Origin of the sequence: Saccharopolyspora thermophila (genome assembly GCF_014646075.1) — a bacterium.
Classification (GTDB): domain Bacteria; phylum Actinomycetota; class Actinomycetes; order Mycobacteriales; family Pseudonocardiaceae; genus Saccharopolyspora; species Saccharopolyspora thermophila.
Genome location: NZ_BMMT01000019.1, coordinates 15,011 through 38,217, shown reverse-complemented (window position 1 = coordinate 38,217; position 23,207 = coordinate 15,011). Strand labels below are relative to the sequence as shown.

Genomic DNA, 23,207 nt, shown 5'->3' with positions numbered 1-23,207 from the left:
CGGGCCCGAGCGGCGCCGTGCATTACATTCAGGCCGGACGAGGCAGACGACCGGGGAGGGACGATGACGACGGGATCGGTCAGCCCCCGGCGTGCGGACACCCGGCGCAACCACGAGCGCATCCTCGCGGCGGCGGCGAAGTCGCTGGCCTGCTCGAGCGAGGTCTCGTTCAACGCCATCGCCAAGCAGGCCGGGGTGGGCGTCGGCACGGTGTACCGGCACTTCCCGACGCCCGAAGCGCTCATCCTGGCGGTCTACCAGCGCGAGCTGCGGCATCTCGTCGAGGTCGTGCCGAGCCTGCTGGAGAAGCACACCCCGGAACAGGCGTTCCGGGTGTGGACGACCGACCACCTGGCGCACTACATGATGACCAAGCGGGGACTGGCCAAGGCGCTGCGCGCCGCGACGGCCGCCCAGGGCGAACTGCCCGTCGTCAGTGCCCACGAGAGCATGGTCGGCGCGGTCGCCACCCTGCTGGAGGCCAACGTCGCGGCCGGCACCGTCCGTGCCGACCTGGACCCGGAGACCGTCCTGCGCGGACTGGGCGGCCTGCTGTTCCTCGACCCGGGCGGGGACTGGCGGAGCCAGGCCGAAAGCCTCACCGACCTGCTGTGGTGGGGCATCCGCGCGGAACGCGACGAAGCGTGAGCGGATCGAGTCGCCGGATTCCCGTGCCTCGACTGTCCTGTTCGGACTCCGTGCTCTCGCTCGCGTCGGCATGACCGGGAAGCCGCTGATGCGTCGGGGTGTTGCGGCCTTCCCGGGGTCCCACTGGATCTCCGCAGCGCGGTTTCACGGCGGGGTAAAGGTCCTGAGGTTCTCCAGGGTGTCGGTGAGGCCCGCCCAGGCCATCTCGGTGTCGGTGGTGCGGAGGTGCGGGCTGCGGAACCACTCAAGGAACTCGGCGAGGTCGGTGAGGCTCCAGCGCAGGCGGTACAGCGCCAGCGCCGCCGGGTCCGGGTCGTTGCCGGTGAGCTCGGCGTAGTGGCCGAGCGCCGCGGGATCACCGGAGAGCAGGGCGAGGTCGCGTTCGGGCACGGCAAGCCCGACGGTGTCCCAGTCGATCAGCAGGAGGTGGCCGTCCTCGGTGCGCAGGAGGTTTCCGGGATGCGGTTCGCCGTGCGTGACGACCTGCGGCCTGCCGCTGCGCCGGACCTGCTCGGCCAGGCGGTCGAAATCGGCCAGGCGCGTGCGGAGCAGCTCCTCCGCGTCGACCACGAGCTTACGGGCGGGTTCGGCGAACGGGCCGCCGGACCAGGGGGCGGACAGCTCAGCGAGGGTGTTCTCCAGGTCGGCCCGTCCCGGTGGGTCCAGCACGGTGGCCGGAGTGGATGCCGGCGGTGCGCTGCGGTGCAGCCGGGCGAGCAGCCCGAGGACCTGGTCCCGCTCCGCGCCGGGCAGCTCCTGGCGGAAGTCGCCGGACTGGCCCGCGATGCGGGGGAAGACGCTGAGCGCGAACCGGTCGTCCAACGCGACCACGGGCGATCCGCCGCGCGAGCGCCGCGGTGCCACCACGAAGTCCAGGCCGTCGCGCTCGCGCAGGGTGGCCGCGGTTTCCATGGCCTCGCGCAGGCCCGCACACGCCGTCTCGGCAGTCGGTCCACAGTGCTGCTTGTGCGTCAGGTCGGAGACCGTGACGAACCACTGCCCGCCGTCATCGCCGGTCACGTGCCAGTGGTGGTCGCCGAAACCGACCGGGGCATAGGACATCGTGGTCGCCACGATGCCGAAGTGCTCGGCGAGCCCGATCGACAGGTCTTCGTCGTCGACGTTGTCCGGACGGGTCTCCACGCCACCACGCTAGCAGTCGAACTGCGCACAACGCCCGCGGTTTTCGGTCGTCGACGTTGGTCATGGTGCTCTGGACTGGTCGAAGGTGCCGTCGATGATCAGACCACCGTCGACCGGCAGCAGCACGCCGGTGATGAAGCCGGCGGCAGGGGAGACGAGGAAGCCGATTGCCGCGGCGATGTCCTCCGGGGTGGCGAGCCGCCGCAGCGGGGTGCGGTCCAGCAGAGCTCGTTCGTCCAGGGTGCCGGCCCGGAAACCGGAACGGACCATCTCGGTGTCGACATACCCCGGCGCGACCGCGTTGACCCGGATCCCGTGCGGTCCCCACTCGGCGGCGAGAGTCCGCGTCATGCCGACGACGCCGGTCTTGGCGGCGGCGTAGGCCACGCGGCGGGGCAGCCCGAGCGTCGCGGCGACCGACGCGATCGTGACGACCGAGCCGCCGGTTCGCCGGAGGTGCTCGAACGCCGACTGCGCCAGCAGGAAGCTGCCGGTCAGGTGGATGTCGAGGTGCCGCCGCCAGACGTCCGCCCCGAGCTCGGTGGCCGGTGCCCGCACCAGGTTGCCCGCACCGCACACCACGGCATCGATCCGGCCGGACGAGCGGGCCACCAGCCCGGTGGCCCGCAGCACCTCCGCCTCGTCGGAGACGTCGCAGCGGATACCGAGGTGACCGCCGTCGACCGGGAACTCCGCGTCGAGCTGCTCGGCCCGCTGCTCCGCGCCGTCGCCGTTCACGTCCAGGACGGCGATCCGCCACCCGTCACGGGCGAGTTGCGCCGCGGTCGCGGCACCGATCCCCTGGGCCGCGCCGCTCACCACGGCCGTGCGCCGCGGATCGCCGGTCATGACAGTTCCTCGGCGATCGCGGTGACCTGAGCGGCGACCGCTTCGGCCGACAACCCGTACCGGTCGAGGAGGTAGTCGTTCGACCCGGACTCGACCCAGGTGTCCGCGAGGCCGATCCGGCGCACCGGGACGGGGCGCGGTCCCCCGGAGACGATCTCGGCGACGAGCCCGCCCAGACCGCCGAACGTGGAGTGGTCCTCGACAGTGACGACGTAGGGCGCGTCGCCGATCGCCTCGATCAGGGACTGCTCGTCGAGCGGTTTGATCGTGGGCAGGTGCAGCACCCGCAGGTCCAGGCCGTCGGCCGCGGCCAGCTCGGCGGCCTGCAGCGTCCGAGCGGTCTGGGACCCGGTGGACACCAGAACCGCGGTGGTGCCGGAGCGCAGCTCGCGGACGGCGCCCAGCTCGAACCCGGCCGGTGGGAGGTCGGGGCCCGGGTCCCGGGCCACCCGCAGGTAGACCGGTCCCTCGTACGCGGTCGCCCAGCGCGTCATCGCGGCGCATTCGGCGGCGTCGCCCGGCGCCAGCACCACCATCCCCGGCATCGCACGCATGATCGCCAGATCGGCGTGGTCGTGGTGGGACTTGCCGGCCATGCCGAAGCAGATCCCGGTGTACCCGGCCGCGATCTTCACGTTGGCGTTCGTCTGCGCGACGAGCATCCGGATCGGGTCCAGGGCGCGGTGGGAGAAGAAGACACCGAACGAGGACAGCCACGCAATCATGCCCGTGGTGGCCAGCCCGGCCGCGGCCCCCACCAGGTTCTGCTCGGCGATCCCCATCTGCAGGAACCGGTCGGGGTACGCCGCGGCGAACTTGTCCGCCTTCGTGCTGGTGCCGAGGTCGCCGTCGAGCACCACGAGTTCGGGCACGTCCCGGCCGAGCTCGACCAGCGCGGTGCCCCACGCCTCCCGCATCGCGATGCTCATGCCGGTACTCCTTCGCCGTGATCGGTCGTCGTCTCGCGCAGTTCGGCCAGCGCCCGGGCCAGCTGCGCGTCGTCGGGGGCACCGGTGTGCCACCTGATCGACATCTCCATGAACGAGACGCCGGCTCCCTTGCGGGTGTGCGCGATGATCATCGTGGGCGGGTCCGTGGGGTCGGCGGTGCGTGTCCGCGCCAGCGCTGACCTGATCTCGGTGATGTCGTTGCCGTCGATGTCGACCACCCGCCAGCCGAGCCCACCGAACGTGGCGGCGAGGTCAGCCCCGGCCCAGGGGTCGCGCCGGTCTCCGCGCTCGCCGGCGCGCGGTGGCCAGCCGTACTGCTGAAGGCCGTTGTGATCCAGGATCGCGGTGAGCCGCCCGAGCCGGTAGCGCGGCGCGATGTGCAGCGCCTCCCAGGTCATGCCCTCCTGCAGCTCGCCGTCGCCGAGCAGCACGAAGGTGCGGGCGTGCGAGGTGCTGGCGGGTCCGCCGAGACGGGCGCCCAGCGCCATGCCGACGCCCGCGGACAACCCCTGCCCCAGCGAGCCCGTTGACATCTCGATGCCGGGCAGCTTGGTCATGTCGGGATGCATCTGCAGGCGCGACCCGCCCTGGTCGAACGTGGTCAGCTCCGCCTCGTCGAAGAAGCCGCGCATCGCGAGCACCACGTAGAGGCCGAGGGCGCAGTGCCCCTTCGACAGAACGAACCGATCCCGGGACGCATCGTGCGGTGCGGCCGGGTCGATGCGCAGCTCGTCGAAGTACAGGCTGACGAGCAGATCAGCCGCCGACATCGACCCGCCGACGTGCCCGGCACCCACGTGGTGTGCGGTCCGGAGGATCAGTTCGCGCGCTCGCGCGGCGAGGTTCCGGAGCTGCTCGTCGCTGTACCGGATCGAGAGAACACCTGTCATGACTGGATTCCTTCGCGGTCCACTGCGGACTCCGGATCAGAGTCTGATGACGAACGTCTTGGTCTGCGTATAGGCGTTCATCGCCTCGATGCCCTTCTCGCGGCCGTACCCCGATTTCCGGAATCCGCCGAACGGCAGCTCCACACCGCCGCCCGCACCGAACGCGTTGACGTACACCTGCCCGGCCTCGATGGCGCGGGCCGTCGTCAGGGCATTGCTGAGGTCGCGCGTCCACACCGCCCCCATCAGCGCGTAGTCGGTGCAGTTCGCGAGCCGGATCGCGTCCTGCCGCTCGGTGAAGGTCATGACCGCGAGAACCGGGCCGAACACCTCCTGCTGCGCCAGCGGACTCATCGGATCCACACCGTCAACGATGGTCGGCAGGAAGTACGCGCCGTCGGCGAGGTCGGGCTCCTGCGGTGCCCGGCCGCCGACCAGCACCTCCCCGGTAGCCAGCTCGTCGAGAAACCCCCGCACCCTGGCCTGCTGCTTGGCGCTGATCAACGGGCCGAGATCGGGGTCGTCGACACCAGCCCCGATCCGGACCCGGGTGAAGCGCTCCACCAGCTTCGCCACCAGCTCATCGTGCACCTGCTCCGCCACGATGAGGCGCGAACCGGCCGAGCAGGTCTGCCCGGCGTTCTGCAGGATCCCCCGGGTGATCGCGTCCGCCGCCTCGTCGAGCGCCGCGTCGGCAAAGACCACGTGGGCCGATTTCCCGCCCAGCTCCAGCACCACGGGCGTCACGCGGTCCGCGCCCGCCCGGGCCACCTCGGCGCCCACCCGCGTCGAACCGACGAAACCGATGTGGCGCACCCCGGGATGCGCGGTCAGCGCCGCGCCCGCTTCGACGCCGTACCCCGGCACCACGTTGATCACGCCGGCCGGAATGCCCACCGCCGCGGCGAGTTCGGCGATCCGGACCGCGGTGCGCGGAGTCTCGTCGGCAGGCTTGACCACCGAGCAGTTCCCGGTCGCGATGGCCGGCGCAACGCCCCGGGCGAACAACTGCATCGGGTAGTTCCAGGCCACGATGTGCCCGGTGACGCCGAACGGCTCGCGCGTGGTGAACGCGTGGACGCCAGGCTGCACGGGAATGGTGTCGCCGTAGTAGCTGTCGATGGCGTGCCCGTAGAACCGGAAGTAACGAGCGCACACCGCCGCGTCCGTTCTGGCCTGGGTGAGCGGCTTGCCGGTGTCCTCGCTCTCCAGTCGGGCCAGTTCCTCGGTGTGCGCACCGATCGCGTCGGCCAGCCCGGTCAGCAGCGCCGCGCGCTCGGCGGGAGGGGTGTCGTTCCAGGCCGGTTGCGCCGCCCAGGCGGCCTGCACGGCCGCGTCGATCTCCCCGGCGCCGGAACGGATCACGGTGCCGAGCGGCTTGCCGGTGGCCGGGTCGATGTTGTCGTACGCGGCGGACCCCGCGACGTGCAGACCGGCGATGAAGGCAGGGGTGTGCGTCACGAACTGCTCCTCTTCGGAGGGGGACTAGGCTGCGTCCGCTTCGGTGTAGAGATCGCGGTCCCGCGTTTCCGGGGTGCGGACGGTGGCGATGAGCGAGACGACGGTGACGGCCATCATCAGGATCGCGACCGGGACCCAGCTGCCGGACGCCCACGCGACCAGCGCCGAGCAGACCAGCGGGCCGGTGCCGCCGACCATCGAGGCCATCTCCCGGCCCAGCGTGACGCCCGCGTACCGGTACCGGGAGCCGAAGATCTCCGGCAGGAAGGCCGCCTGAGCGCTGACCGATCCCTCGGCCGCGAACACGAAGCCGAGGACGATCACCAGCGCGATCAGTACCGGGTGGCCGGTGTCGAGCAGCAGGTACGACGGCACCGGCATGGCGATCATGCCGACCGCGACGACGGTGAACGCGCGGCGCCGGCCGATCCGGTCGGACAGCCAGCCGAAGAAGTAGGCCGCGGGCATCCCGGCCAGCGCGCCGACGAGCAACGACTGCGTGAAGACCGACTTGTCCACCTGGACCTCGGCCACCAGGTAGCTGCCCAGGAACACCTGGTAGATGTAGGAGTTGATGCTCACCCCGACGACCATGGCGAAGACCCGGAGCACGTTGCGCCGGCTGTTGCGCCAGACGTCCTTGATGGGCGAGGTCTCGACCGCGGCCTGCTTGCGGGTCTCGGTGAACACGTGCGAGTCCCGCAGTGTGCGCCGCAGCACGAAAGCCAGGACCGTCACGGCCGCCGAGCTGAAGAAGACCAGCCGCCAGCCGTGGGAAACCAGGTCTTCCTCCGGCATGAGCTGCACGACCAGCCAGACCAGCGCGCCGAGTGCCGTGCCACCGGACGCTCCGACCCAGACCATGGCCGCATTGCGGCCACGCCGCCCCTCCGGCGCGGTCTCGGTGAGCAGGACCGTGCCGCCGGCCATCTCGGCCCCCGCGCCGAAGCCCTGCGCACAGCGCAGCAGCACCAGCAGGACCGGTGCGACAAAGCCGATGGAGGCGTATCCCGGCAGCAGGCCGATCGCGAACGTCGCCGTCCCCATCAGGGCCAGCGTCGCCACCAGCACCCACTTGCGGCCCAGCCGGTCACCGAACCGGGAGAAGAACAGGCCGCCCAGCGGGCGGGCGAAGAAACCGACGGCATAGGCAGAGAAACTGCCGAGGTAGCCGACCGTCGCACTGACGTCGGGGAAGAAGACGGTGTTGAAGACCAGGGCTGACGCCGTGCCGTAGATGACGAAGTCGTACTGCTCCAGCGCGGTGCCGATCAGTCCGGCCCAGCGGGCACGTCGTTGGTTGTGGTGCATCTCGGCCGCGCCGGGCTCTGTGGGCGCGCCGGTGGGTAATCCAAACAAGACGATCTTCTCCGTTGAAGTCGTGGATGTCGCGTGGCATCACGTGGCGGTAGGGGGAGCGGTGCACGAGTCGGCGGGCTCGAAGGTGGTGGGTAGCTGGACGGTGCGGGCGGGTTGGCCGTCGAGCGCGGCGAGCAGCAGATCGGCGCTGAGGCGGCCGATCTCCTGGACGTCCCGGCGGATGGTGGCCAGCCTGGGGCGGACGAACGCGGCCATCGGCACCTCGTCGCAGGTGACCAGGCTGACGTCGCGCGGCACCTCGACGGGCAGCTCCGCCAGGGCGGACAACACGCCCACCAGGATCTGGTTGCTGCCCGCGATCAGGGCGGTCGGCCGATCCGGCCGGCTCATCAGGTTGTAGGTCTGCTTCGCGCCGTGCTCGCTGCTGAAGTCACCCGACACGACCTGCACCCGGAGATCCGGTGCGGCCGAGGCGATCTCCCGCAGCGCCCTCGCGCGTTCGCGGGACGGGCGCACGGTCGGCGAGCCGTTCACCAGACCGATCGAGCGGTGCCCCAGCGCGACGAGGTGCTCGACCGCGGCGGTCAGTCCGGTGGCGTGGTCGAAGCGCGCCGCCGAGGCGTCGGCGAGTTCGGGGATGTCCCGGTCGACGAGCACGATCGGCACGCCCGCGGCCGTCAGCTGCCGCACCGTCTCGGGGTGCTGCTCGTCGGTCACCGACACCAGCAGGCCGTCCACCCGCCGCTGCTGCAGCCGGCGCAGGTGCTCGACCTCGAGGTCCGGGTCGTGCAGCGAGCTCATCATCAGCAGGGAGTAGCCCCGCTTCTCGAGCCTGGTCTCCGCGGCGTGCGCGATCTCGGAGAACAGGGGGTTGCGGATGTCGCTGAGCGGGAAGCCGATCGTCATCGTCGCGCCCGTGCGGATGCTCTGCGCGGCGAGGTCGGGCACGTACCCGAGTTCCTCGATCGCCCGGAGCACCCGCTCGCGCATCTTGTCGCTCACGTCCGGGTGCCCCGAGATGACCCGCGACACGGAGGAGACCGCGACTCCCGCGTGCTGCGCGACCTCCCGGATTACCGGACGACGCGGCTTCGCACCGCGCATCCCCAGGCTCTTGTCCGCCATGTCACCCCCCGAGGTCGATGCGGTGCCGGCCCACGTAGTCCTCGTCGAGCCGCCAGCCCAGCCCGGGTGCGTCGGAGAGCTGGAGCTTGCCGTCGACGAGCGGCCGTTCGGACTCGATCAGGTGCCACCAGAACGGATCGCGGTCCGGGTGGAAGCATTCGGCGTAGGTGCCGTGCGGCTGGCTCGCCAGCAGGTGCGCCGCGATGTGCGGTTCTTCGTGGTGCCCCATCTCCACGTCGTAGGCCAGGGCCACCGCCGCCGCGCGCCGCCACGCGGTCGGCCCACCGGACCAGGAGGCGTCGAAGTTGCAGACGTCGATCGCCCCGGCCTCCATCAGGTCGCGGCAGCCGCTCGGGCTGTGTTCGCTCTGCCCGGCGGCGATCGGAATCCGGCACCTGGTCCGCACGTCGCGCAGTGAGCGCCGGTCGTTGTGCCACCGCACCGGTTCCTCGAACCACCGGATGTCGAGGTCCTCGACCCGCCAGGCGAACTCCAGGGCCTCGGCCACCTCATAGCCCTGGTTGGCGTCGACGGTGATGATGAAGTCGTCCCCGGCGGCCTCGCGGACCAGGGCGACGCGTTTCGCGTCGACCTCCGGTGTGGCTCCGCCGACCTTGAACTTCACCCCGGCCAGCCCGCGCTCGCGGTAGAACGCGATCTCGTCGGCGATTGACCCCAGCGGTTCCCCGTAGTAGCCGCCGATCGCCATCAGCTCGACCTCGCGTCGGTATCCGCCCCACAGCCGGTGCAGCGGCATCCCGAGCGCCTTGCCGACGGCGTCCCAGATCGCGCTGTCCACACCGGCGAGCGCCACCAGGCCGAGCCGGCGGTCGCGCAGGATGTCGAAGGTCGCCGGGTAGGCGAGTTGCCAGCACCGTTCGGTGGCGAAGGCGTCCTCACCGAGGAGCTTCGGTTCGATCTCCCGCTTGATGATCGCGGCGATCGCGGCCAGGGCGCCGTCCTCGTCGCCCACGTATGCCTCGCCGGTGATCCCGTCGGCCGTGCGCACGCGGGTGATCAGCGTGGCCCGGTGGGTCATCCGGTAGTAGCTGCCCTTGAACTCGCGGGGCAGGGGTGCGCGCACCCCCACGACCTCGATGCCCGTGATGGTCAGGCCAGCGAGCTGCGCGCGGGCATCTCGCTGCTCGACAGGGGTCCCGACGCTCGTCATCCGCGCTCCATTGCCGGGTCCCGGCGGGCCGGTCGGGGTGGTGGACCGGCCGTTTGCCGAGACGGGAATCGGTTCTGGTATCGATTCCAGAAACTAGGGGCCCGACTCGGCGGCGTCAAGGCCCGAAGTCCGAGGGGCGTTCCTGGGGACGACGCCGGACTTACTCCGGGCGCGGTGGCCCGGAGGTCTCCCGGATGACGAGGCGGGCCGGGGTCACGATTTCCTCGCCCGGTGCGGGGTTCTCCGCGCGCCTGATGGCTCGTTCCACCGCGGTCCGCGCGAGCTGGGCGGCGTCCTGGCTGACCGACGTGAGCTGGACCGTGGCCAGGGCGGCCATCCGGGTGTTGTCGAAGCCGACGACCGAGATGTCGTCGGGAACTGCGATCCCCCGCGAGCGCAGGGTGTGCAGCAGGCCGAACGCCATCATGTCGTTGTGCGTGCAGATCGCGGTGGGCAGCGGTTCGCCGGAGTCGAGGATGCGGGTCGCGGCCGCGATCCCGGACTCCTCGGTGGAGTCCCCGCTGAGCACGCGGGCGTGCTCGCCGAGTCCCCGCGTCCGCATCGCCTCGAGGTAGGCCGCGCGGCGGACGGCGGCCATGGCGGTGGTCCCGCCGTCGACGTAGGTGATGTGGCGGTGTCCGAGGCCCACGAGGTGGTCGACGACGTCGGTGACGCCCTGGCGGTCGTCGGAGTGCACGGAGTCCACCGCGCCGACCCGCAGTTCCGAGCCGATGGTCACCACCGAGGCGCGGGTGCTCAGGTCCGCCAGCTGCGACTCGTCGAGCGCGGGGCTGATGAGGATCAGGGTCTCGCACCGGTCGCGCAGCAGGTCGTCGACGGCCTCGGATGCCGAGCGGGTCGGGGTGGTGGCGCTGAGCAGCAGGTCGTAGCCGCAGCGGTCGGCGGCGCGGTAGAGGTTGTCGATCACCTCCGCCTGGAAGGTCTGGTTGACCGCGAAGGTCACGCCGAGCAGCCGTGACTGCTGCTCGCGCAGCAGGCGGGCGCGCTGGTCGGGCCGGTAACCGAGGCGTTGCGCGGCGTCGAGGATGCGCAGCCGGGTCTGCTCGGAGACCCCGGGTTCGCCGCGCAGGGCGACCGAGACCGAGGACACCGAGGTGCCCGCGGCACGTGCCACGTCGACGATCGTGGGTTTCCCGGTCTTCCTGGCCATCTCCACCTGCCTCTCGGACGCCGTGGGCCCGTACGGCTGCGGACAAGGTAGCCGGTGAACGACTTGTGACTATGTCTTGACATAAGCACCATGGCAGGCATAGTGTCTGCCATCACACGCTACCGGAACGTTCCGGTAGCTGTCCGGAACATCTCCCCGGGCGCGGTACCGGCCGTTGTCCGGTGGGCCGGCGCTCGAAGACTCCACCGGACCAGAGCTTTTCCCAACGGGCGCACCGTTGGGCAACCCCAGCAGGAGGACGCGCAAGCATGTCGAAGCAACCACTGTCCGTAGCGGTCATCGGGGCAGGCATGGCCGGGCGCAGCCACGCGGCGGGCTACCGGCAGGTCAACACCGTCTTCGGCGAGGGACTCCCGCCGATCCGGCTGGCCGCGATCGCCGACGTCAACACCGAGCTGGCCGAGGACGCCGCGCGCCGGTACGGCTTCGAGAATGCGGTCGCCGGCTGGGAGGAGATCGTCGAGGACCCGTCGATCGACGCGGTGAGCATCGTGGTCGGCAACGACCTGCACCGCCCGATCGCCGAAGCCCTGGTGCGCGCCGGGAAACACGTCCTGTGCGAAAAACCGCTCGCCGGCTCGATGGCCGACGCTGAGGCGATGGTCGCCGTGGAGCGGTCCGCCGAGGTGGTGACGGCCGTGGGCTACACCTTCCGCCGGTCCCCGGCGATCGCGGCCATCCGCGACCACGTCCAGGCTGGTGAGCTGGGCGAGACGACGCTGTTCAACGGCCGCTACTGGTGCGACTACGCCACCGACCCGCGTGGTCCGCTGAGCTGGCGGTACAAGGGTGGGCCCGGCAGCGGTGCCCTGGGGGACATCGGTGCCCACATCATCGACGTGGGCGAGTTCGTCTGCGGGCCGATCGAGTCGGTCTCGGGTGCGGCGCTGTCGACGACGATCCCGAAGCGGCCGCTGCCGCTGGGCGCGGTCGTCGGGCACAACGCCGCGCCGGTCAGCGACGAGGTCGGGGAGGTCGAGAACGAGGACACGGCCGTGTTCACCGCGCGGTTCCGCTCCGGGCTCACCGGCGTGTTCTCCGTGTCGCGCACCGCGTTCGGCATGCCCAACGGGCTGGGCTTCGACGTCTGCGGGCTGTCCGGCCGCGCCTCGTTCGACTGGCACCGACCCGCTGAGTACGTCTTCGACGACGCCCAGCCGGAGGCCCGCACCCGCGGCGCCCGGCAGGTCATCGCGGGGCCGCAGCTGCCCTACTTCGCCGGCGGGTACCCCATGCAGGCGCCGGGCAACGGCGGCGGCAACGCCGAGATGTTCGTCTACCAGTGCCGGGCGTTCCTCGACCAGATCGTGGGGACACCGGACCCGCTGCCCGCGTGCGCGTCCTTCGCCGACGCGCTGCACACCATGCGCGTCATCCAGGCCGTGGTCGCCTCCGCCCAGGCTGGTGGCGCGCCAGTCGACGTCTCCTGAAGTTCCTTCCTCCACACGACGAAAGGCCCTCACCATGCCACTCAAACTCGGTGCCTACACCGCCTGCCTGCACGACCGGCCGCTGGCCGATGCACTCGACTTCCTCAAGGCCAACGGGCTGACCTCGGTGGAGGTCAACACCGGCGGCTTCCTGCCCGCCCCGCACTGCCCGGTGGACCTCCTGCTCGCCTCGGAGAAGGCCCGCAAGGACTACCTGGCCACCTTCGCCTCGCGGGGCATGGAACTCACCGGCCTGAACTGCAACGGCAACCCGCTCAACCCGCTGCCCGGGGTGGGGCCGAAGCACGCCGAGGACCTGCGCCGCACCATCCGGCTCGCCGGACTGCTCGGCGTCAGGAACGTGGTGACCATGTCGGGCACCCCCGGCTCCGATCCCGACGCGAAGTACCCGTCCTGGGTCGTCAACCCCTGGGACGGGGTCTACATGGACGTCCTGGACTACCAGTGGGGCGTGGCCGCGGAGTTCTGGACGGAGATCGACGCGCTCGCCCGCGCCAACGACGTCCGGGTCGCCATCGAGATGCACCCGCACAACGTGGTCTTCTCTCCCGTCACGCTGACCAGGCTGGTGGAACTGATCGGGGCCACCAACGTGGGCGCCGAGATGGACCCGTCGCACCTGATGTGGCAGGGCATGGACGTCGTCGCCAGCATCCGCTACCTCGGCCCGCTGGTGTTCCACGCCGCGGCCAAGGACGCCATGATCTGTCCCGGCGTCGACGTCCGCGGCGTGCTCGACACCTCCTACACCCGGGTCCCCGCCGACAATCCCAACAAGGTCCCCACCGGCATCGGCTACTGGTGCAACTCCTGGCCGGCCAACCCCGCCTGGAAGTTCGTCGCCGTCGGCATCGGCCACGACACCAGCTACTGGGCCGAATTCCTCGCCGCACTCGCCGAGATCGACCCGGACATGGCCGTCAACATCGAGCACGAGGACGCCGCCTACTCCCAGACCGAAGGACTCGCCCTGGCCGCCAAGAACCTCCACGCGGCCGCCGCCAAGCTCTGACGCGTTCCGGCCGGCGAGGCGGTTCCCGGGTCGCCGTGTCTCATATGGACTGGCCTTCCCGCCCGCCGGCCCACCAAAGAGGAAAGGACTCCGGGATGTTGTGTTGCCCGGCAAAGCAGACCCCACTCGAGATCCACCACGTGTCGTTGATGGTGCACGACCTCGACGATGCGCTGGACTTCTACACGGGCGTGCTGGGCCTGCGCCTGCGCACCGACCGTCCCGCGTCAGCCGGGCGCGGCGCCTGGCTGGACGTGGGCGGTCACCAGATCCACCTGATCGAGGGCACGCCGCCCCCGGCGCTCGGGCAGCACTTCGCGCTGCGGACCGCAGACCTGGACGCGGAGCGGGAACGGCTCCTGCGCCGCGGGGTGCCGGTGAGCGAAGCGGTCACCATCGGCACCGCGCGCCAGGCCTTCCTGCGGGACCCTTCGGGCAACCAGATCGAACTGCACGAAACGGCGTCGTCCCGCGCCGAACCCTGAAAACGACCAGCTGGCAGGGAGAACTCCCCCGTGAAGATCGCACTCGACCCGTACATGTTCCGGTCCACCCCGCTGCTCGAACTGCCCCGCCTGGTGGCCGAGCTCGGCTTCGAGTGGATCGAGCTGTCGCCCCGCGACGATGCGCTGCCCTTCTTCACCCACCCCCGCATCGACGACGCCACGGTCCGTAGGTTCCGGGCGGAACTGGACGCCGCCGGAGTCGGTGTCGCCTCCGTGCTGCCCCTCTACCGTTGGTCCGGTCCCGACGAGGACGACCGGAAGGCCGCCGTCCGCTACTGGAAGCGCGCCATCCAGATCACCGTCGACCTCGGCGTGGACGTGATGGTCTCCGAGTTCAACGGCCGACCCGAGGCGCCGGAACGCAGCGAGGCCGGGTTCTGGCGGTCGATGGAGGAGCTGCTGCCCATCTTCGAGCGCGAGGGCATCTCGCTCAAACTGGAGCCGCACCCGGACGACTTCGTCGAGGACGGCCACGCGGCGGTGGACCTGGTGCGCGGGATCAACTCGCCCAACGTGCAGTTCCTGTACTGCGCCCCGCACACCTTCCACATGGGCAACGACGCGCCCGGGATCATGAAGCACGCCGGGGACCTGCTCACCCACGTGCACCTGGCCGACACGTTCGACCACACCGCGTCCTCCGGGCTGCGCTACATCGTCAACCCTCCCGGCTCGCCGGCCCGCGTCCACCAGCACCTCGACATCGGCCAAGGCGAGGTTGACTGGGATGAGTTCTTCAGCAATCTCAGGGCCAACGACTTCGACGGCATCATGGTCTCGTGCGTCTTCGCCTGGGAGGACCGCGCCCGCGAGTCCACCGCGACCATGCGCGCCAAGATCGACGAGTACGTCACCCGGTACTGGTGAGCCCGGGACCCGTGAGGTCCACGCCGCTGCGGCCCCGCCGACCAGGACCGGGCCGCAGCGGCGCTCCGCACCCTTCGGGACAGCGGCTACGGGGCCGTGGTGGCCTCCCGGCCGTAGCGGTCCTCGATTGTTCGCGTGACGCGGTCAGCTCCGGCCCAGCGCAGCGACCACGTCCAGGTACCGCTGGCGCTGCACCGGCCAGGACAGCGGGCGGACCACCTCGGATGCGCGTTGGGCGTACTTGTGGGCCAGCTCGGGTTCGTCGTGCAACCGGCGGAGCGCTCGGGCGAGGTCCTGGGCGTTGCCCGACTCGAAGGGCTCGAAGCAGCCGTCGCCGAAGGTCTCCTCCACCGATGTCGTGATCGATACGACCATGGGGGTGCCCAGGGCGATGAAGTCGAACATCTTCCCGGCCAGCGTGAGATCGCGGAACGGGTCCCGCTTCATGGCGACGACCCCGACGTCGGCGGCGGCGAGCTCGGCCACCAGCTGGTCCAGCGGCACGAACCCTTCGCTGAACCACACGTGGTCGGCCACGCCGAGGTGTTCGGCGAGGGCGCGCAGTTCTGCCCGCTGGGATCCGGTCCCGAAGATCCGCAGGCACAGGCCCGGGATCTCCTCGGCCAGCAGCGCGACCGCCTCGATCGCGGTGTCCAGGCCGTACTGCGGCTCGATGGTGCAGTGGCTGATGAGCACGAAGCGGTTCGGGTCCCGTTCCGCGCGCGGGAACCGGTCGGGATCGAAGACCCGTTCGTCCGCCCCGTCCATGACGACGGTGAGCTTGTGCGCCGACGCGCCGCGCGCCACGAACGTGCGGCGCATCGGTTCGGTCACGGTGATCGTCGCGTCGGCGAAGCGGATGCTCCACCGCTCCAACGCCGCGATCAGCCGGACGAGCGGGCGCTTGCGCCCCGGGCCGAAGCGCGTGGCGAAGAACTCCGGCATGGGCTCCTGCACGTCCAGCAGCACCCGGGCCCCGGTCAGCTTCGGCAGCAGCGCCACGAAAACCAGCGCGTCCGGGACCGAGTTGACCTGGACCACGTCGAAGCGGCGCCGTGCGTGCAGCGCGGCGACGATCGCGGTCGCCAGCAGGAAGAACAGCCCGTACTCGAACAGCAGCCGCACGATTCCGGCGCCGGTGTCGTGCCGCAACGGCACCCGGCGGATCGTCAGCCCCGGTCCGCGCTCGACAGCGGGCTTGCCGGGTTCCTTCAGGCAGACGACATCCACCTCGTGACCGGCCAGAACCAGCGCGTCGATCTCCCGCTTCACCCGCGAATTGCGGAGGTAATGGCACCGAACAACGCACACCCGCATCGTTGCTCACCCCTCGCAGGAAACGAGCGCATACCGGAAAAGTGCGGACACGCAACCCTAACGTCCACCACCGGTGCCCGCAGACCGCGAACCGGGGCCACCACGGAATCCGCGAATCCTTCGAAAGAACAAGGGGTGTCATGCGGCCAGGTGCCGGTGTTCCGCGCCGGATCACGCGGGGCAACCGGGCTTGCCGTGCCGTGGCCGAACTCCGAGCGTCCACATGCGACCGTTCCGGCGAACGCGGAGGTGTCCCTGGCTCACGGTCTGCGAAGCACCGCCCCGCGAGGAACACACGCTCGTGTTGCCCCGCAGTCCAGCCGGGCCGAGCGGTGGGGCCATCTGGCCGGGCCGTCAGTGGCTGGGGGGAACGGGCCAGCGCGCCGCACCGAGTTCCCGCGAGATGGCGCGTGCGGTTTCGCGGACCGCCGCGCACGCCGCGTCCGACGGGGGCCAGTCCTCCTTGGGAACGACGAGACCGATGGCACCGACGGCCTGGTCGGAGGCGTCGAAGATCGGGGCCGCGACGCCGCAGTCGCCGAGCACCGCCTCCTCCTGCTCGGTGGCCAACGCGGTGTGCCGGACCCGGTCGAGCTCGTCGCGCAACGCCTGCGGGGCGGTGATCGTCTCCGCGGTCATGCTCCGGAGTTCCCGCCGGGCGAGCTCCTCTGCCTGGTCCGGGAGGAAGGCGAGCAGCGCCTTGCCGAGGGCGCTGGCGTGGATCGGGATGACGATGCCCACCTCGGGCATCTGCCGGGAGCCGTCGGGCCGGGGGTCGTGGTGGATGACCACGACCTCGTCGAGGTTGCCCACCGCGGTGCGCACCGCGAAGCCGGTGCGGCGGGCCAGCTCGGCCGACCAGCTCACGCTGCGCGAGCGCAGCTCCAGCGTGTCGAGGTAGACGTTGGCCAGCTTCAGCACGGCGGGACCGATTCGGTACCGGGCGGACTCGCGGTCCTGCACGACCATCCCGTGCGCGGCGAGGGTCTTGATGATCCCGTGCACCGTGGAGGGGGGCAGGTCCAGCCGCGCCGCGATCTCCGACAGGCTGAGGCGTCGGGCCCCCTGCAGCACGCCGAGCACGTGTATCGCCCGGTCGACGGACTGGATCATGGCCCTCCCTGCCGCGGTTCCCCGGTGGCTGCACTTTACAACCAGCGCGGTCAGGCCCTACGGTGCGAATGCGATTCGACAATGTCGAATTGTATTCGGTAATGAAGCAGACACTGCGATGAGGTGGTGTGACCGTGCCCGTTCGGCAGCTGATCAACGATCCGGACGAGTTCGTCTCCGAAGCGCTCCAGGGCCTGCAGCGGGCCCATCCCCACCTGCTCCGGCACAACCCCGACCCGGCCTACCTCGTCCGCGCGGACGCCGGTCGGCGGGACAAGGTCGCACTGGTGTCCGGGGGCGGTTCCGGGCATGAGCCGCTGCACACCGGATTCGTCGGCGTCGGCATGCTCGACGCGGCCGTCCCGGGCGCGGTGTTCGCCAGCCCGACCGCCTACCAGATCCGCGCGGCCGTCGAGGCGGCCCACCGCGGTCGCGGGGTGCTGCTCGTGGTCAAGAACTACACCGGTGACGTGCTCAACTTCTCCATCGCCGCGGAGCTGGTCGCCGATGACGGCATCGAGGTCGAGACCGTGCTCGTCGACGACGACCTCGCCACCGACGGCCACGACGAGGGACCCGGACGCCGCGGCACGGCCGCCGTCGTCGCCGTGGAGAAGATCTGCGGCGCCGCCGCCGAGCGCGGAGCCGGCCTGGCCGAGGTCGCCGGCCTGGGGCGCCGCGTCGTGGACTCGGCACGCACCATGGCCCTCGCGCTGGAGTCCTGCACGCACCCGGGCCAGAGCCGCCGGTCGTTCGACCTGCCCGACGGCGAGATCGAGTTCGGTGTTGGCATCCACGGTGAACGCGGGATCGGTCGCCGCCCTCTCGCGCCGGTGCGCGAGCTCGTACCGGAACTGGCCCGGCCGGTCGTGGACGCGCTCGGGCTGCGCCGCGGCGAGTCGGTGCTGGCCATCGTGAACGGGCTGGGCGCCACGCACGCGCTCGAGCTGTCGGTCGCGCACCGCGAACTCACCGAGTTCCTCGACGGCCAGGGGATCCACGTGGCCCGTTCGCTGGTGGGCCCGTACGTGACGTCGCTGGACATGCGCGGGTGCTCGATCACCCTGGTGCGGGCCGACGACGAGTTCGTCGACCTCTGGGACGCCCCGGTCCGCACGCCGGCGCTGACCTGGTGAACCACCCGCGGGTAGTCGACGAAGATCGGAGAAAAGGGTATGGACGCAACGACGACGTTGAGCACGCGAGCCTGGATCGACCGCTTCATCGCCGCGGTGGAACGGGAATCGTCTGAGCTGACCGAACTGGACCGGAAGGCCGGCGACGGCGACTACGGCACGAACCTCCGCTCCGCCCTGCGCCGCACGGCCGCCAACCTCGATGCGGAACCGTCCGAGTCGCCGCGCGCCGTCTTCACGGCCGTCTCGGATGCCTTCCTGAACACCGGCGGCACCAGCGGACCGTTGTTCGGGATGTGGTTCCGCGAGTTCGCCAAGGCGCTCGGCGCGGACGTCACCACGTCGGCCCTGGCCGTGGCCGCGACCAACGCCGCCGCCGTCGTGCAGCGGCTGGGCAAGGCCGAGGTGGGCCACAAGACGATGGTGGACGCCATGGTGCCCGCCGCGCAGGCGCTGGCGGACGCGGCCGACCGGGGCGTGGACGTGCACACCGCACTCGCCGAGGCAGCGCGGGCGGCGCGCGCCGGGGCGGCGTCCACCGAACAGCTGCTCGCACGCCGCGGACGCGCCAGCTACGTGGGCGAGAACGCGCGCGGAGTCGTCGATCCGGGGGCTCTCACGGTCGCGATGTTCTTCCGCGCGGCCACCGACGAAGCCCCGGCCTAGTGCGCACGCGGCGTGCGGGGCGCGTTGCCACGAACGCAGCCGGTGTCACCTGCGGTGGGTCAACGCGGTCCGGGGGAGAGGCGCACCACCGACTCGACCACCTCGGGACCGTCCAGCAGCGCGCGATCGTTGTGGCCCGCGTTCGCCACGACCAGCTCGGTCGTGCCCGGCCGGATGCGGGCCACGGCCCTGCTCTCCTCCGGGGGCACGATCGTGTCGGCGCTGCCGTAGACGGCGATCACCGGGCACCGGACGTCGCGCAGGTGCGTCACGAGCGGGAACCGGTCCAGGAGCAGCATCCTGACCGGCAGGTACGGGTAGTGGCGCCGGCCGACGGCGGCGAGGTCGGTGAACGGTGACCGCAGCACCAGCCCGGCTGGTTCGTGCTCGGCGGCCAGCTCGGTGACCACCGCCCCGCCGAGGCTTTCGCCGTAGTAGACCAGCCGGTCCGCTGGCAGGTCGGCTTCCTCGACGAGGTAGCGCAGCGCCGCGCGGACGTCCTTGGCCAGCCCCTCCTCGCTCGGGCGGCCCGGGTTGCCCCCGTAGCCGCGGTAGTCGAACAGCAGCACGGCCAGTCCGCGGTTGGCGAGCGCGTCGGCCAGCGGAGCCCGCAGGGAGCGGTTCCCCGCGTTGCCGTTGGCGACCAGCACACCGGTGCCGCGCGGCTGGCCGCGGCCGGGCACGTACCAGGCGTCCAGCCGCAGCCCGTCGCTGGTGCGCAGCACCACCTCCCGGCCGCCGCTGAGCACCGTGGACACCGGCGGTGGCTGCCCGGAGGGGAAGTAGATCAACCGGCGTTGGAACGCCCAGACACACGTCAGCACCACGGTGACCACCACCACGACGACGAGCACGACGCGCAGCACAGCACCAGTGTGTGCGGGATCACCGCCTGCGGCTCTTCCGGTGGCCGGGCGACCACGCGGGTCGGCCAGGACCAGAAGTAGGTAGTCGCCTTGGTAGTGCTCCCGTGTCCGGGTGGGGCCGGCCGAGCGAATCTGGGGGCTGTCAGATCCACCCATCACACGAGCCACGACCAGGAACGACCGACCATGCACTCGCCCCGAACCCCGATGAAGCAGCTCCGCCGGCAGAAGCCGCACGTGTACCGGAACTACTGCACCGGCACGTGGGTCTGTGACGCCATGGGCACCCGGATCAACCCGGGACCGGACCGGGCCCGAACCGTGTGCCGGACGCACCTGGAGGCGGTGCGCGTCGCGATGAGCATCGCCCCGCCCGGAGGCTGACACCTGAAGCCCCTGATCGGCGAGCACGCGGACGCACCAGTGCGAACTCCGTGAGGGAACACGAGGCAACGTCCCCCCGATCTCGCCCAGCACCACCGCGCGCACACGCGTGCCGCCCTCACCGAGCAGGAACGCCGCGCATACGGCGTCGACCGACCAAACGGATCCACCCTTCGGGTCGGCGCCGGGTTTTCGGGTTCAGGTGAGTAGGTGGGAGCCTTCTCGGGCCGCCACCCAGGTGGCGATCTGGGCGCGTGAGCGGAAGCCCAGCTTCGTCAGGATGTTCTGGACGTGCGCTTCGGCCGTGCGCTGGGGGATCTCGAGGCGGGTGGCGATGTCCCGGTTCGTCAGGCCCGCGGCGACGAGTTGCGCGATCTGGAACTCGCGGCGGGTCAGGGCCTGATCCTCCGCGCCGGAACGGTCACGCGAGCGCTGCTGCGCAGCGGACCGGGGCGCGGTCTCCAGCGCGAAGTCGATCGCGTCGGCGATCGACTGCCGGGAGGCGTCCTGGAAAGATCTCTCGTAGGCGCTGTCGCCCAGCGCTGCCCTGGTGCGCGCCAGGAAGTCATGGTGCCAGCCGGTCAGGGCGGTGTAGAAGACGTGCGAGCCGCTGATCTCCGCCCACAGCGCGCCGGCGGAGCCGAACAGCCGGGCAGCGCGATCGTGGCGCCCGCGTCCCTCGGCGACCCAGGCGAGGGCTTCCACCGCCAACGCCATGGCGGACCTGTCCGAGAGCACCAGCGCCGTGCGGAGCGCTTCCTTGCAGAACCGCTCGGCGCTGTCGAACCGGTCGTCGTGCACGTCGATGCAGCCGCGCGCCCACAGCGCGTAGGACCGCCAGAAGACATCGCCGACCCGCACGGCCTCGTCGATGCACATGTCGAGCAGCTCACGGCCACGTGCCGGATCGCCGTTGAGTCCCGCGGCCAAGCCGTACAGGCCCAGCGCGAACAGTTCGCCGCGCAGGATTCCGGCGCGGCGGAACCGCTCGAACGCGGCGCCGAGCAACTCGACCGCTCGGCCCAGGTCGGATTCGAGCAGTGCGGCCATCCCGGAGACCTCCACCAGGTAGGCCACCTGCTCATCGGTGCCCACTCGTCCGGCCAGCGGCACGGCCTCGGCCAGGCACGCCCGGGCGGTGGTTCGGTCGTGTTCCTCGACGGCGAACCAGGCCCTGAGCACCAGGCCGGCCAGCCGCTCCCGCGACTGCCCGGGCACGCGGTCGAGAAGGCGGTCGAGCCAGACGCGCCCTTCGGCGAGCGTCCCGCGCAACGTCCAGTAGTCGACGAGCTGCACGACCATCCGCAGGCCGATCCCGGCTTCGCCGTCCGCGTGGGCACAGTGGTCCAGGGCCGACCGCAGGTTCGGGTAGTCCTGGTGCACCCGGGCGTGCCACGCGGGCTCCTCCGGGCCGATCCACCGCCCGCCGAAGCTCGCCGCAAGGTGGGCGAACCAGTCGCGGTGGCGGTGGCGGACGGTGTCCTGCCGGCCCGCGGCGGCGAGCTTCTCCTCGCCGTACCGGCGGGTGGTGTCCAGCATCCGGTAGCGGGTCCCGGTCGTGGTGCGCTCGGGCAAAAAGATCGACTTGTCCACCAGCGCGTCGACGAGCCCCAGGACGTCCTTCCGCGGAACCGCGTCGTCGGCGGCGACGTGCTCGATCGCAGCCAGGTCGAAGGTGGCGGAGAACGCCGACGCGCTCACCCACACGTGGCGCTCGGCCTCGCTGCACAGCTGGTAGCTCCAGTCGATCAGCGCCTCCAGGGTCCGGTGCCGCGGCGGCAGGCCGCGTCGGCTGCCGCCCGGCAACGCGTGGCGTTCGCCGAGCCGGTCGGCGAGCTGCTCGAGGGTGAGCGCGCGCAGCTGGGGCACGGTCAGCTCGATGGCCAGCGGGATGCCGTCGAGGTCGTGGCAGAGCCGGGCGAGCGCTCGGTAGTTGCCGCTGTCGACGGTGAAGTGCGGCAGCACCGCGGTCGCGCGATCCACAAACAGCCGCGCGGAGTCGAAGTGGGTGACCGAGGCGGGCGAGCTGACCCGGTCCGGGTCGGGCACCGGGAACGGTCGGAGCTGGTAGGTGCGCTCGCCGGTCAGGCCGAGCGACTGCCTGCTGGTGGCGAGGATCCGCAGCTCCGGGCAGGTTCGCACGAGGGTGCTCGCCAGCGTCGCGCAGGCGTCGACGAGGTGCTCGCAGTTGTCCAGCACCAGCAGCACGGGCTCGGCGGCGATGCGGTCGATGATCGTGTCGACGGCGGGCTCGGCGCTCCCCTGATGCACCCGCAGCTGCTCGGCGACGGCTTCGGCGAGCAGCCCGGGCTCGCGCAACTCGGCGAGGTCGACGACCCACATCCGGCCGTGGAACGCGCGCCGGACCTCGTCGGCCACCCGCAGCGCCAGCCGAGTCTTGCCCACCCCGCCGGGACCGGTGAGCGTGACCAGCCGGTGCTCCGACAGCAGCCGCTTCAGCTCGGAGATCTCGCGCCGACGTCCGACGAAGCTGGTCACCTCGGCCGACCGGTCATCTCTCCGCCGCAGACCCGCGGTGATGCCGGACACAACGCCAGCCTAGTACGCGGCGGCCGGAGCGGCCCGGACGCGCGGGCCGTTCGGTTGCTGATGCGGACCGGCGGTGCAACGCTGAACCGAGGGGAGTCATCATGACCGTGACCGACCAGGAGCGGATCGTCGCCCAACGCCGGACGATCGACGAGCACATCCGCGGCGAGAACGAGCACGACTGGGCGCGCGTGTACGGGACCTTTCTGACCGACGAGCGGGCGTACTACGACGTCGTCCCCCTGAGCACCCGGTTTCCCGGGTTCCAGGGGGTCCAGGACTTCTACCAGCTCATCGAGGCGGCCATCCCGGACTTCCGGGTCGTCGTCACCGGCGCGTACGACACCCCCGGGACGTCCGTGCGTGAGGTGACGATCACCGGGACACACCGCGGCGAGTACTGCGGGGTCGCGCCGCAGGGCCGACCGGTTTCGGTGGAAGTGGCCGCGTTCTACCTCTTCGGAGACGACGACGAAGCGGGCAAGCTCGTCGCCGAGCGCGTCTACTACGACAACGAGACCCTGCTCCGCCAGATGCGCGGCGAGGAGGACGCCCAAACCGGCGTGGGCCTCTCCAGGAGGGCCTGAGCC

General features: G+C 71.1%; 22 protein-coding genes. 9 read left to right on the top strand and 13 right to left on the bottom strand.

Translation table 11 applies throughout. From position 1 onward, the window contains the following. The first annotated feature begins 63 nt into the window (after positions 1-63). Positions 64-648: a TetR/AcrR family transcriptional regulator gene (locus tag IEY17_RS21770; RefSeq protein ID WP_188990705.1), complete on the top strand. Its 585-nt coding sequence runs from the start codon at positions 64-66 to the stop codon at positions 646-648. A gap of 144 nt (positions 649-792) precedes the next feature. Here IEY17_RS21770 and IEY17_RS21765 read toward each other — a convergent pair whose 3' ends face one another. The 9 genes from IEY17_RS21765 to IEY17_RS21725 all read right to left on the bottom strand — a co-directional run bounded on the left by IEY17_RS21765 (position 793) and on the right by IEY17_RS21725 (position 10,728). Next, positions 793-1,791 (bottom strand): phosphotransferase, encoded by a 999-nt coding sequence (locus IEY17_RS21765; RefSeq protein ID WP_229680406.1) that lies wholly within the window; start codon positions 1,789-1,791, stop codon positions 793-795. 60 nt (positions 1,792-1,851) lie between these two features. Next, entirely contained in the window at positions 1,852-2,640 is a 789-nt protein-coding gene (locus IEY17_RS21760) for an SDR family NAD(P)-dependent oxidoreductase (RefSeq protein WP_188990703.1), read from the bottom strand. Next, a complete protein-coding gene (locus IEY17_RS21755) occupies positions 2,637-3,569 on the bottom strand; it encodes a transketolase family protein (protein ID WP_188990701.1) in 933 nt (310 codons plus the stop codon). Before IEY17_RS21755 ends, IEY17_RS21760 begins: the two co-directional genes overlap by 4 nt. Further along, the gene (locus IEY17_RS21750; RefSeq protein ID WP_188990699.1) at positions 3,566-4,480 is read right to left on the bottom strand and encodes a transketolase; all 915 of its coding nucleotides are present in this window, start codon (positions 4,478-4,480) and stop codon (positions 3,566-3,568) included. The genes IEY17_RS21755 and IEY17_RS21750 overlap by 4 nt, the downstream gene beginning before the upstream one ends. Positions 4,481-4,516: 36 nt before the next feature. Continuing rightward, positions 4,517-5,941: an aldehyde dehydrogenase family protein gene (locus IEY17_RS21745; RefSeq protein ID WP_188990697.1), complete on the bottom strand. Its 1,425-nt coding sequence runs from the start codon at positions 5,939-5,941 to the stop codon at positions 4,517-4,519. Positions 5,942-5,965: 24 nt separating this feature from the next. Next, a complete protein-coding gene (locus IEY17_RS21740) occupies positions 5,966-7,300 on the bottom strand; it encodes an MFS transporter (RefSeq protein WP_229680405.1) in 1,335 nt (444 codons plus the stop codon). Between the two features lie 39 nt (positions 7,301-7,339). Next, positions 7,340-8,386 carry a LacI family DNA-binding transcriptional regulator gene (locus IEY17_RS21735; protein WP_229680404.1) on the bottom strand — a complete coding sequence of 349 codons (1,047 nt, stop codon included), beginning with the start codon at positions 8,384-8,386 and terminating at the stop codon, positions 7,340-7,342. Position 8,387: 1 nt separating this feature from the next. Continuing rightward, positions 8,388-9,557 carry a mandelate racemase/muconate lactonizing enzyme family protein gene (locus IEY17_RS21730; RefSeq protein WP_188990695.1) on the bottom strand — a complete coding sequence of 390 codons (1,170 nt, stop codon included), beginning with the start codon at positions 9,555-9,557 and terminating at the stop codon, positions 8,388-8,390. A 160-nt stretch (positions 9,558-9,717) separates the two neighbouring features. Continuing rightward, complete coding sequence (locus IEY17_RS21725) at positions 9,718-10,728, bottom strand: LacI family DNA-binding transcriptional regulator (RefSeq protein WP_188990693.1); 1,011 nt, start codon at positions 10,726-10,728, stop codon at positions 9,718-9,720. Between the two features lie 269 nt (positions 10,729-10,997). Between IEY17_RS21725 and IEY17_RS21720 the strand changes: the two genes are divergently transcribed. The 4 genes from IEY17_RS21720 (at position 10,998) to IEY17_RS21705 (ending at position 14,585) form a co-directional block, all read left to right on the top strand. Next, entirely contained in the window at positions 10,998-12,179 is a 1,182-nt protein-coding gene (locus tag IEY17_RS21720; protein ID WP_188990691.1) for a Gfo/Idh/MocA family protein, read from the top strand. Between the two features lie 34 nt (positions 12,180-12,213). Next, positions 12,214-13,212, top strand: coding sequence for a sugar phosphate isomerase/epimerase family protein (locus IEY17_RS21715; protein WP_188990690.1), 999 nt, complete (start codon positions 12,214-12,216; stop codon positions 13,210-13,212). Between the two features lie 140 nt (positions 13,213-13,352). Next, positions 13,353-13,697, top strand: a complete 345-nt coding sequence (locus tag IEY17_RS21710) for a VOC family protein (RefSeq protein ID WP_268240381.1) — start codon at positions 13,353-13,355, stop codon at positions 13,695-13,697. A gap of 30 nt (positions 13,698-13,727) precedes the next feature. Next, positions 13,728-14,585, top strand: a complete 858-nt coding sequence (locus IEY17_RS21705; RefSeq protein WP_188990685.1) for a sugar phosphate isomerase/epimerase family protein — start codon at positions 13,728-13,730, stop codon at positions 14,583-14,585. Between the two features lie 144 nt (positions 14,586-14,729). Here the strand turns inward: IEY17_RS21705 and IEY17_RS21700 are convergent, their stop codons facing one another. Together IEY17_RS21700 and IEY17_RS21695 are read right to left on the bottom strand one after the other, a co-directional pair. Further along, on the bottom strand, positions 14,730-15,857 hold the full coding sequence (locus IEY17_RS21700) for a glycosyltransferase family 4 protein (protein ID WP_188990683.1): 1,128 nt from the start codon (positions 15,855-15,857) through the stop codon (positions 14,730-14,732). A 399-nt stretch (positions 15,858-16,256) separates the two neighbouring features. Then, a complete protein-coding gene (locus tag IEY17_RS21695) occupies positions 16,257-17,015 on the bottom strand; it encodes an IclR family transcriptional regulator (protein ID WP_188990682.1) in 759 nt (252 codons plus the stop codon). Positions 17,016-17,149: 134 nt separating this feature from the next. Here IEY17_RS21695 and dhaK point away from each other — a divergent pair, with 134 nt between their 5' ends. Beyond that, positions 17,150-18,151 carry a dihydroxyacetone kinase subunit DhaK gene (dhaK, locus tag IEY17_RS21690; RefSeq protein ID WP_188990789.1) on the top strand — a complete coding sequence of 334 codons (1,002 nt, stop codon included), beginning with the start codon at positions 17,150-17,152 and terminating at the stop codon, positions 18,149-18,151. Positions 18,152-18,190: 39 nt separating this feature from the next. Beyond that, positions 18,191-18,817, top strand: coding sequence for a dihydroxyacetone kinase subunit DhaL (gene dhaL, locus IEY17_RS21685; protein ID WP_188990679.1), 627 nt, complete (start codon positions 18,191-18,193; stop codon positions 18,815-18,817). 59 nt (positions 18,818-18,876) lie between these two features. Here the strand turns inward: dhaL and IEY17_RS21680 are convergent, their stop codons facing one another. Beyond that, a complete protein-coding gene (locus IEY17_RS21680) occupies positions 18,877-19,683 on the bottom strand; it encodes an alpha/beta hydrolase (RefSeq protein ID WP_188990677.1) in 807 nt (268 codons plus the stop codon). A 186-nt stretch (positions 19,684-19,869) separates the two neighbouring features. Between IEY17_RS21680 and IEY17_RS21675 the strand changes: the two genes are divergently transcribed. Next, a complete protein-coding gene (locus IEY17_RS21675) occupies positions 19,870-20,067 on the top strand; it encodes a hypothetical protein (protein ID WP_188990826.1) in 198 nt (65 codons plus the stop codon). A gap of 198 nt (positions 20,068-20,265) precedes the next feature. On the opposite strand, the gene IEY17_RS21670 is transcribed toward IEY17_RS21675, so the two are convergent. Further along, positions 20,266-22,617, bottom strand: coding sequence for an ATP-binding protein (locus IEY17_RS21670; protein ID WP_188990675.1), 2,352 nt, complete (start codon positions 22,615-22,617; stop codon positions 20,266-20,268). A 101-nt stretch (positions 22,618-22,718) separates the two neighbouring features. On the opposite strand from IEY17_RS21670, the gene IEY17_RS21665 reads away from it, so the two are divergent. Continuing rightward, positions 22,719-23,204 carry an ester cyclase gene (locus IEY17_RS21665; RefSeq protein WP_188990673.1) on the top strand — a complete coding sequence of 162 codons (486 nt, stop codon included), beginning with the start codon at positions 22,719-22,721 and terminating at the stop codon, positions 23,202-23,204. Positions 23,205-23,207 lie beyond the last annotated feature (3 nt).

Excerpts from the sequence above, each read along its gene's own strand:
- IEY17_RS21770 (WP_188990705.1), top strand. The coding sequence starts at position 64 with ATGACGACGGGATCGGTCAGCCCCCGGCGTGCGGACACCCGGCGCAAC.
- IEY17_RS21760 (WP_188990703.1), bottom strand. The coding sequence starts at position 2,640 with ATGACCGGCGATCCGCGGCGCACGGCCGTGGTGAGCGGCGCGGCCCAG.
- IEY17_RS21755 (WP_188990701.1), bottom strand. The coding sequence starts at position 3,569 with ATGAGCATCGCGATGCGGGAGGCGTGGGGCACCGCGCTGGTCGAGCTC.
- IEY17_RS21750 (WP_188990699.1), bottom strand. The coding sequence starts at position 4,480 with ATGACAGGTGTTCTCTCGATCCGGTACAGCGACGAGCAGCTCCGGAAC.
- IEY17_RS21735 (WP_229680404.1), bottom strand. The coding sequence starts at position 8,386 with ATGGCGGACAAGAGCCTGGGGATGCGCGGTGCGAAGCCGCGTCGTCCG.
- IEY17_RS21730 (WP_188990695.1), bottom strand. The coding sequence starts at position 9,557 with ATGACGAGCGTCGGGACCCCTGTCGAGCAGCGAGATGCCCGCGCGCAG.
- IEY17_RS21725 (WP_188990693.1), bottom strand. The coding sequence starts at position 10,728 with ATGGCCAGGAAGACCGGGAAACCCACGATCGTCGACGTGGCACGTGCC.
- IEY17_RS21720 (WP_188990691.1), top strand. The coding sequence starts at position 10,998 with ATGTCGAAGCAACCACTGTCCGTAGCGGTCATCGGGGCAGGCATGGCC.
- IEY17_RS21715 (WP_188990690.1), top strand. The coding sequence starts at position 12,214 with ATGCCACTCAAACTCGGTGCCTACACCGCCTGCCTGCACGACCGGCCG.
- IEY17_RS21695 (WP_188990682.1), bottom strand. The coding sequence starts at position 17,015 with ATGATCCAGTCCGTCGACCGGGCGATACACGTGCTCGGCGTGCTGCAG.
- dhaL (WP_188990679.1), top strand. The coding sequence starts at position 18,191 with ATGGACGCAACGACGACGTTGAGCACGCGAGCCTGGATCGACCGCTTC.
- IEY17_RS21675 (WP_188990826.1), top strand. The coding sequence starts at position 19,870 with ATGCACTCGCCCCGAACCCCGATGAAGCAGCTCCGCCGGCAGAAGCCG.
- IEY17_RS21665 (WP_188990673.1), top strand. The coding sequence starts at position 22,719 with ATGACCGTGACCGACCAGGAGCGGATCGTCGCCCAACGCCGGACGATC.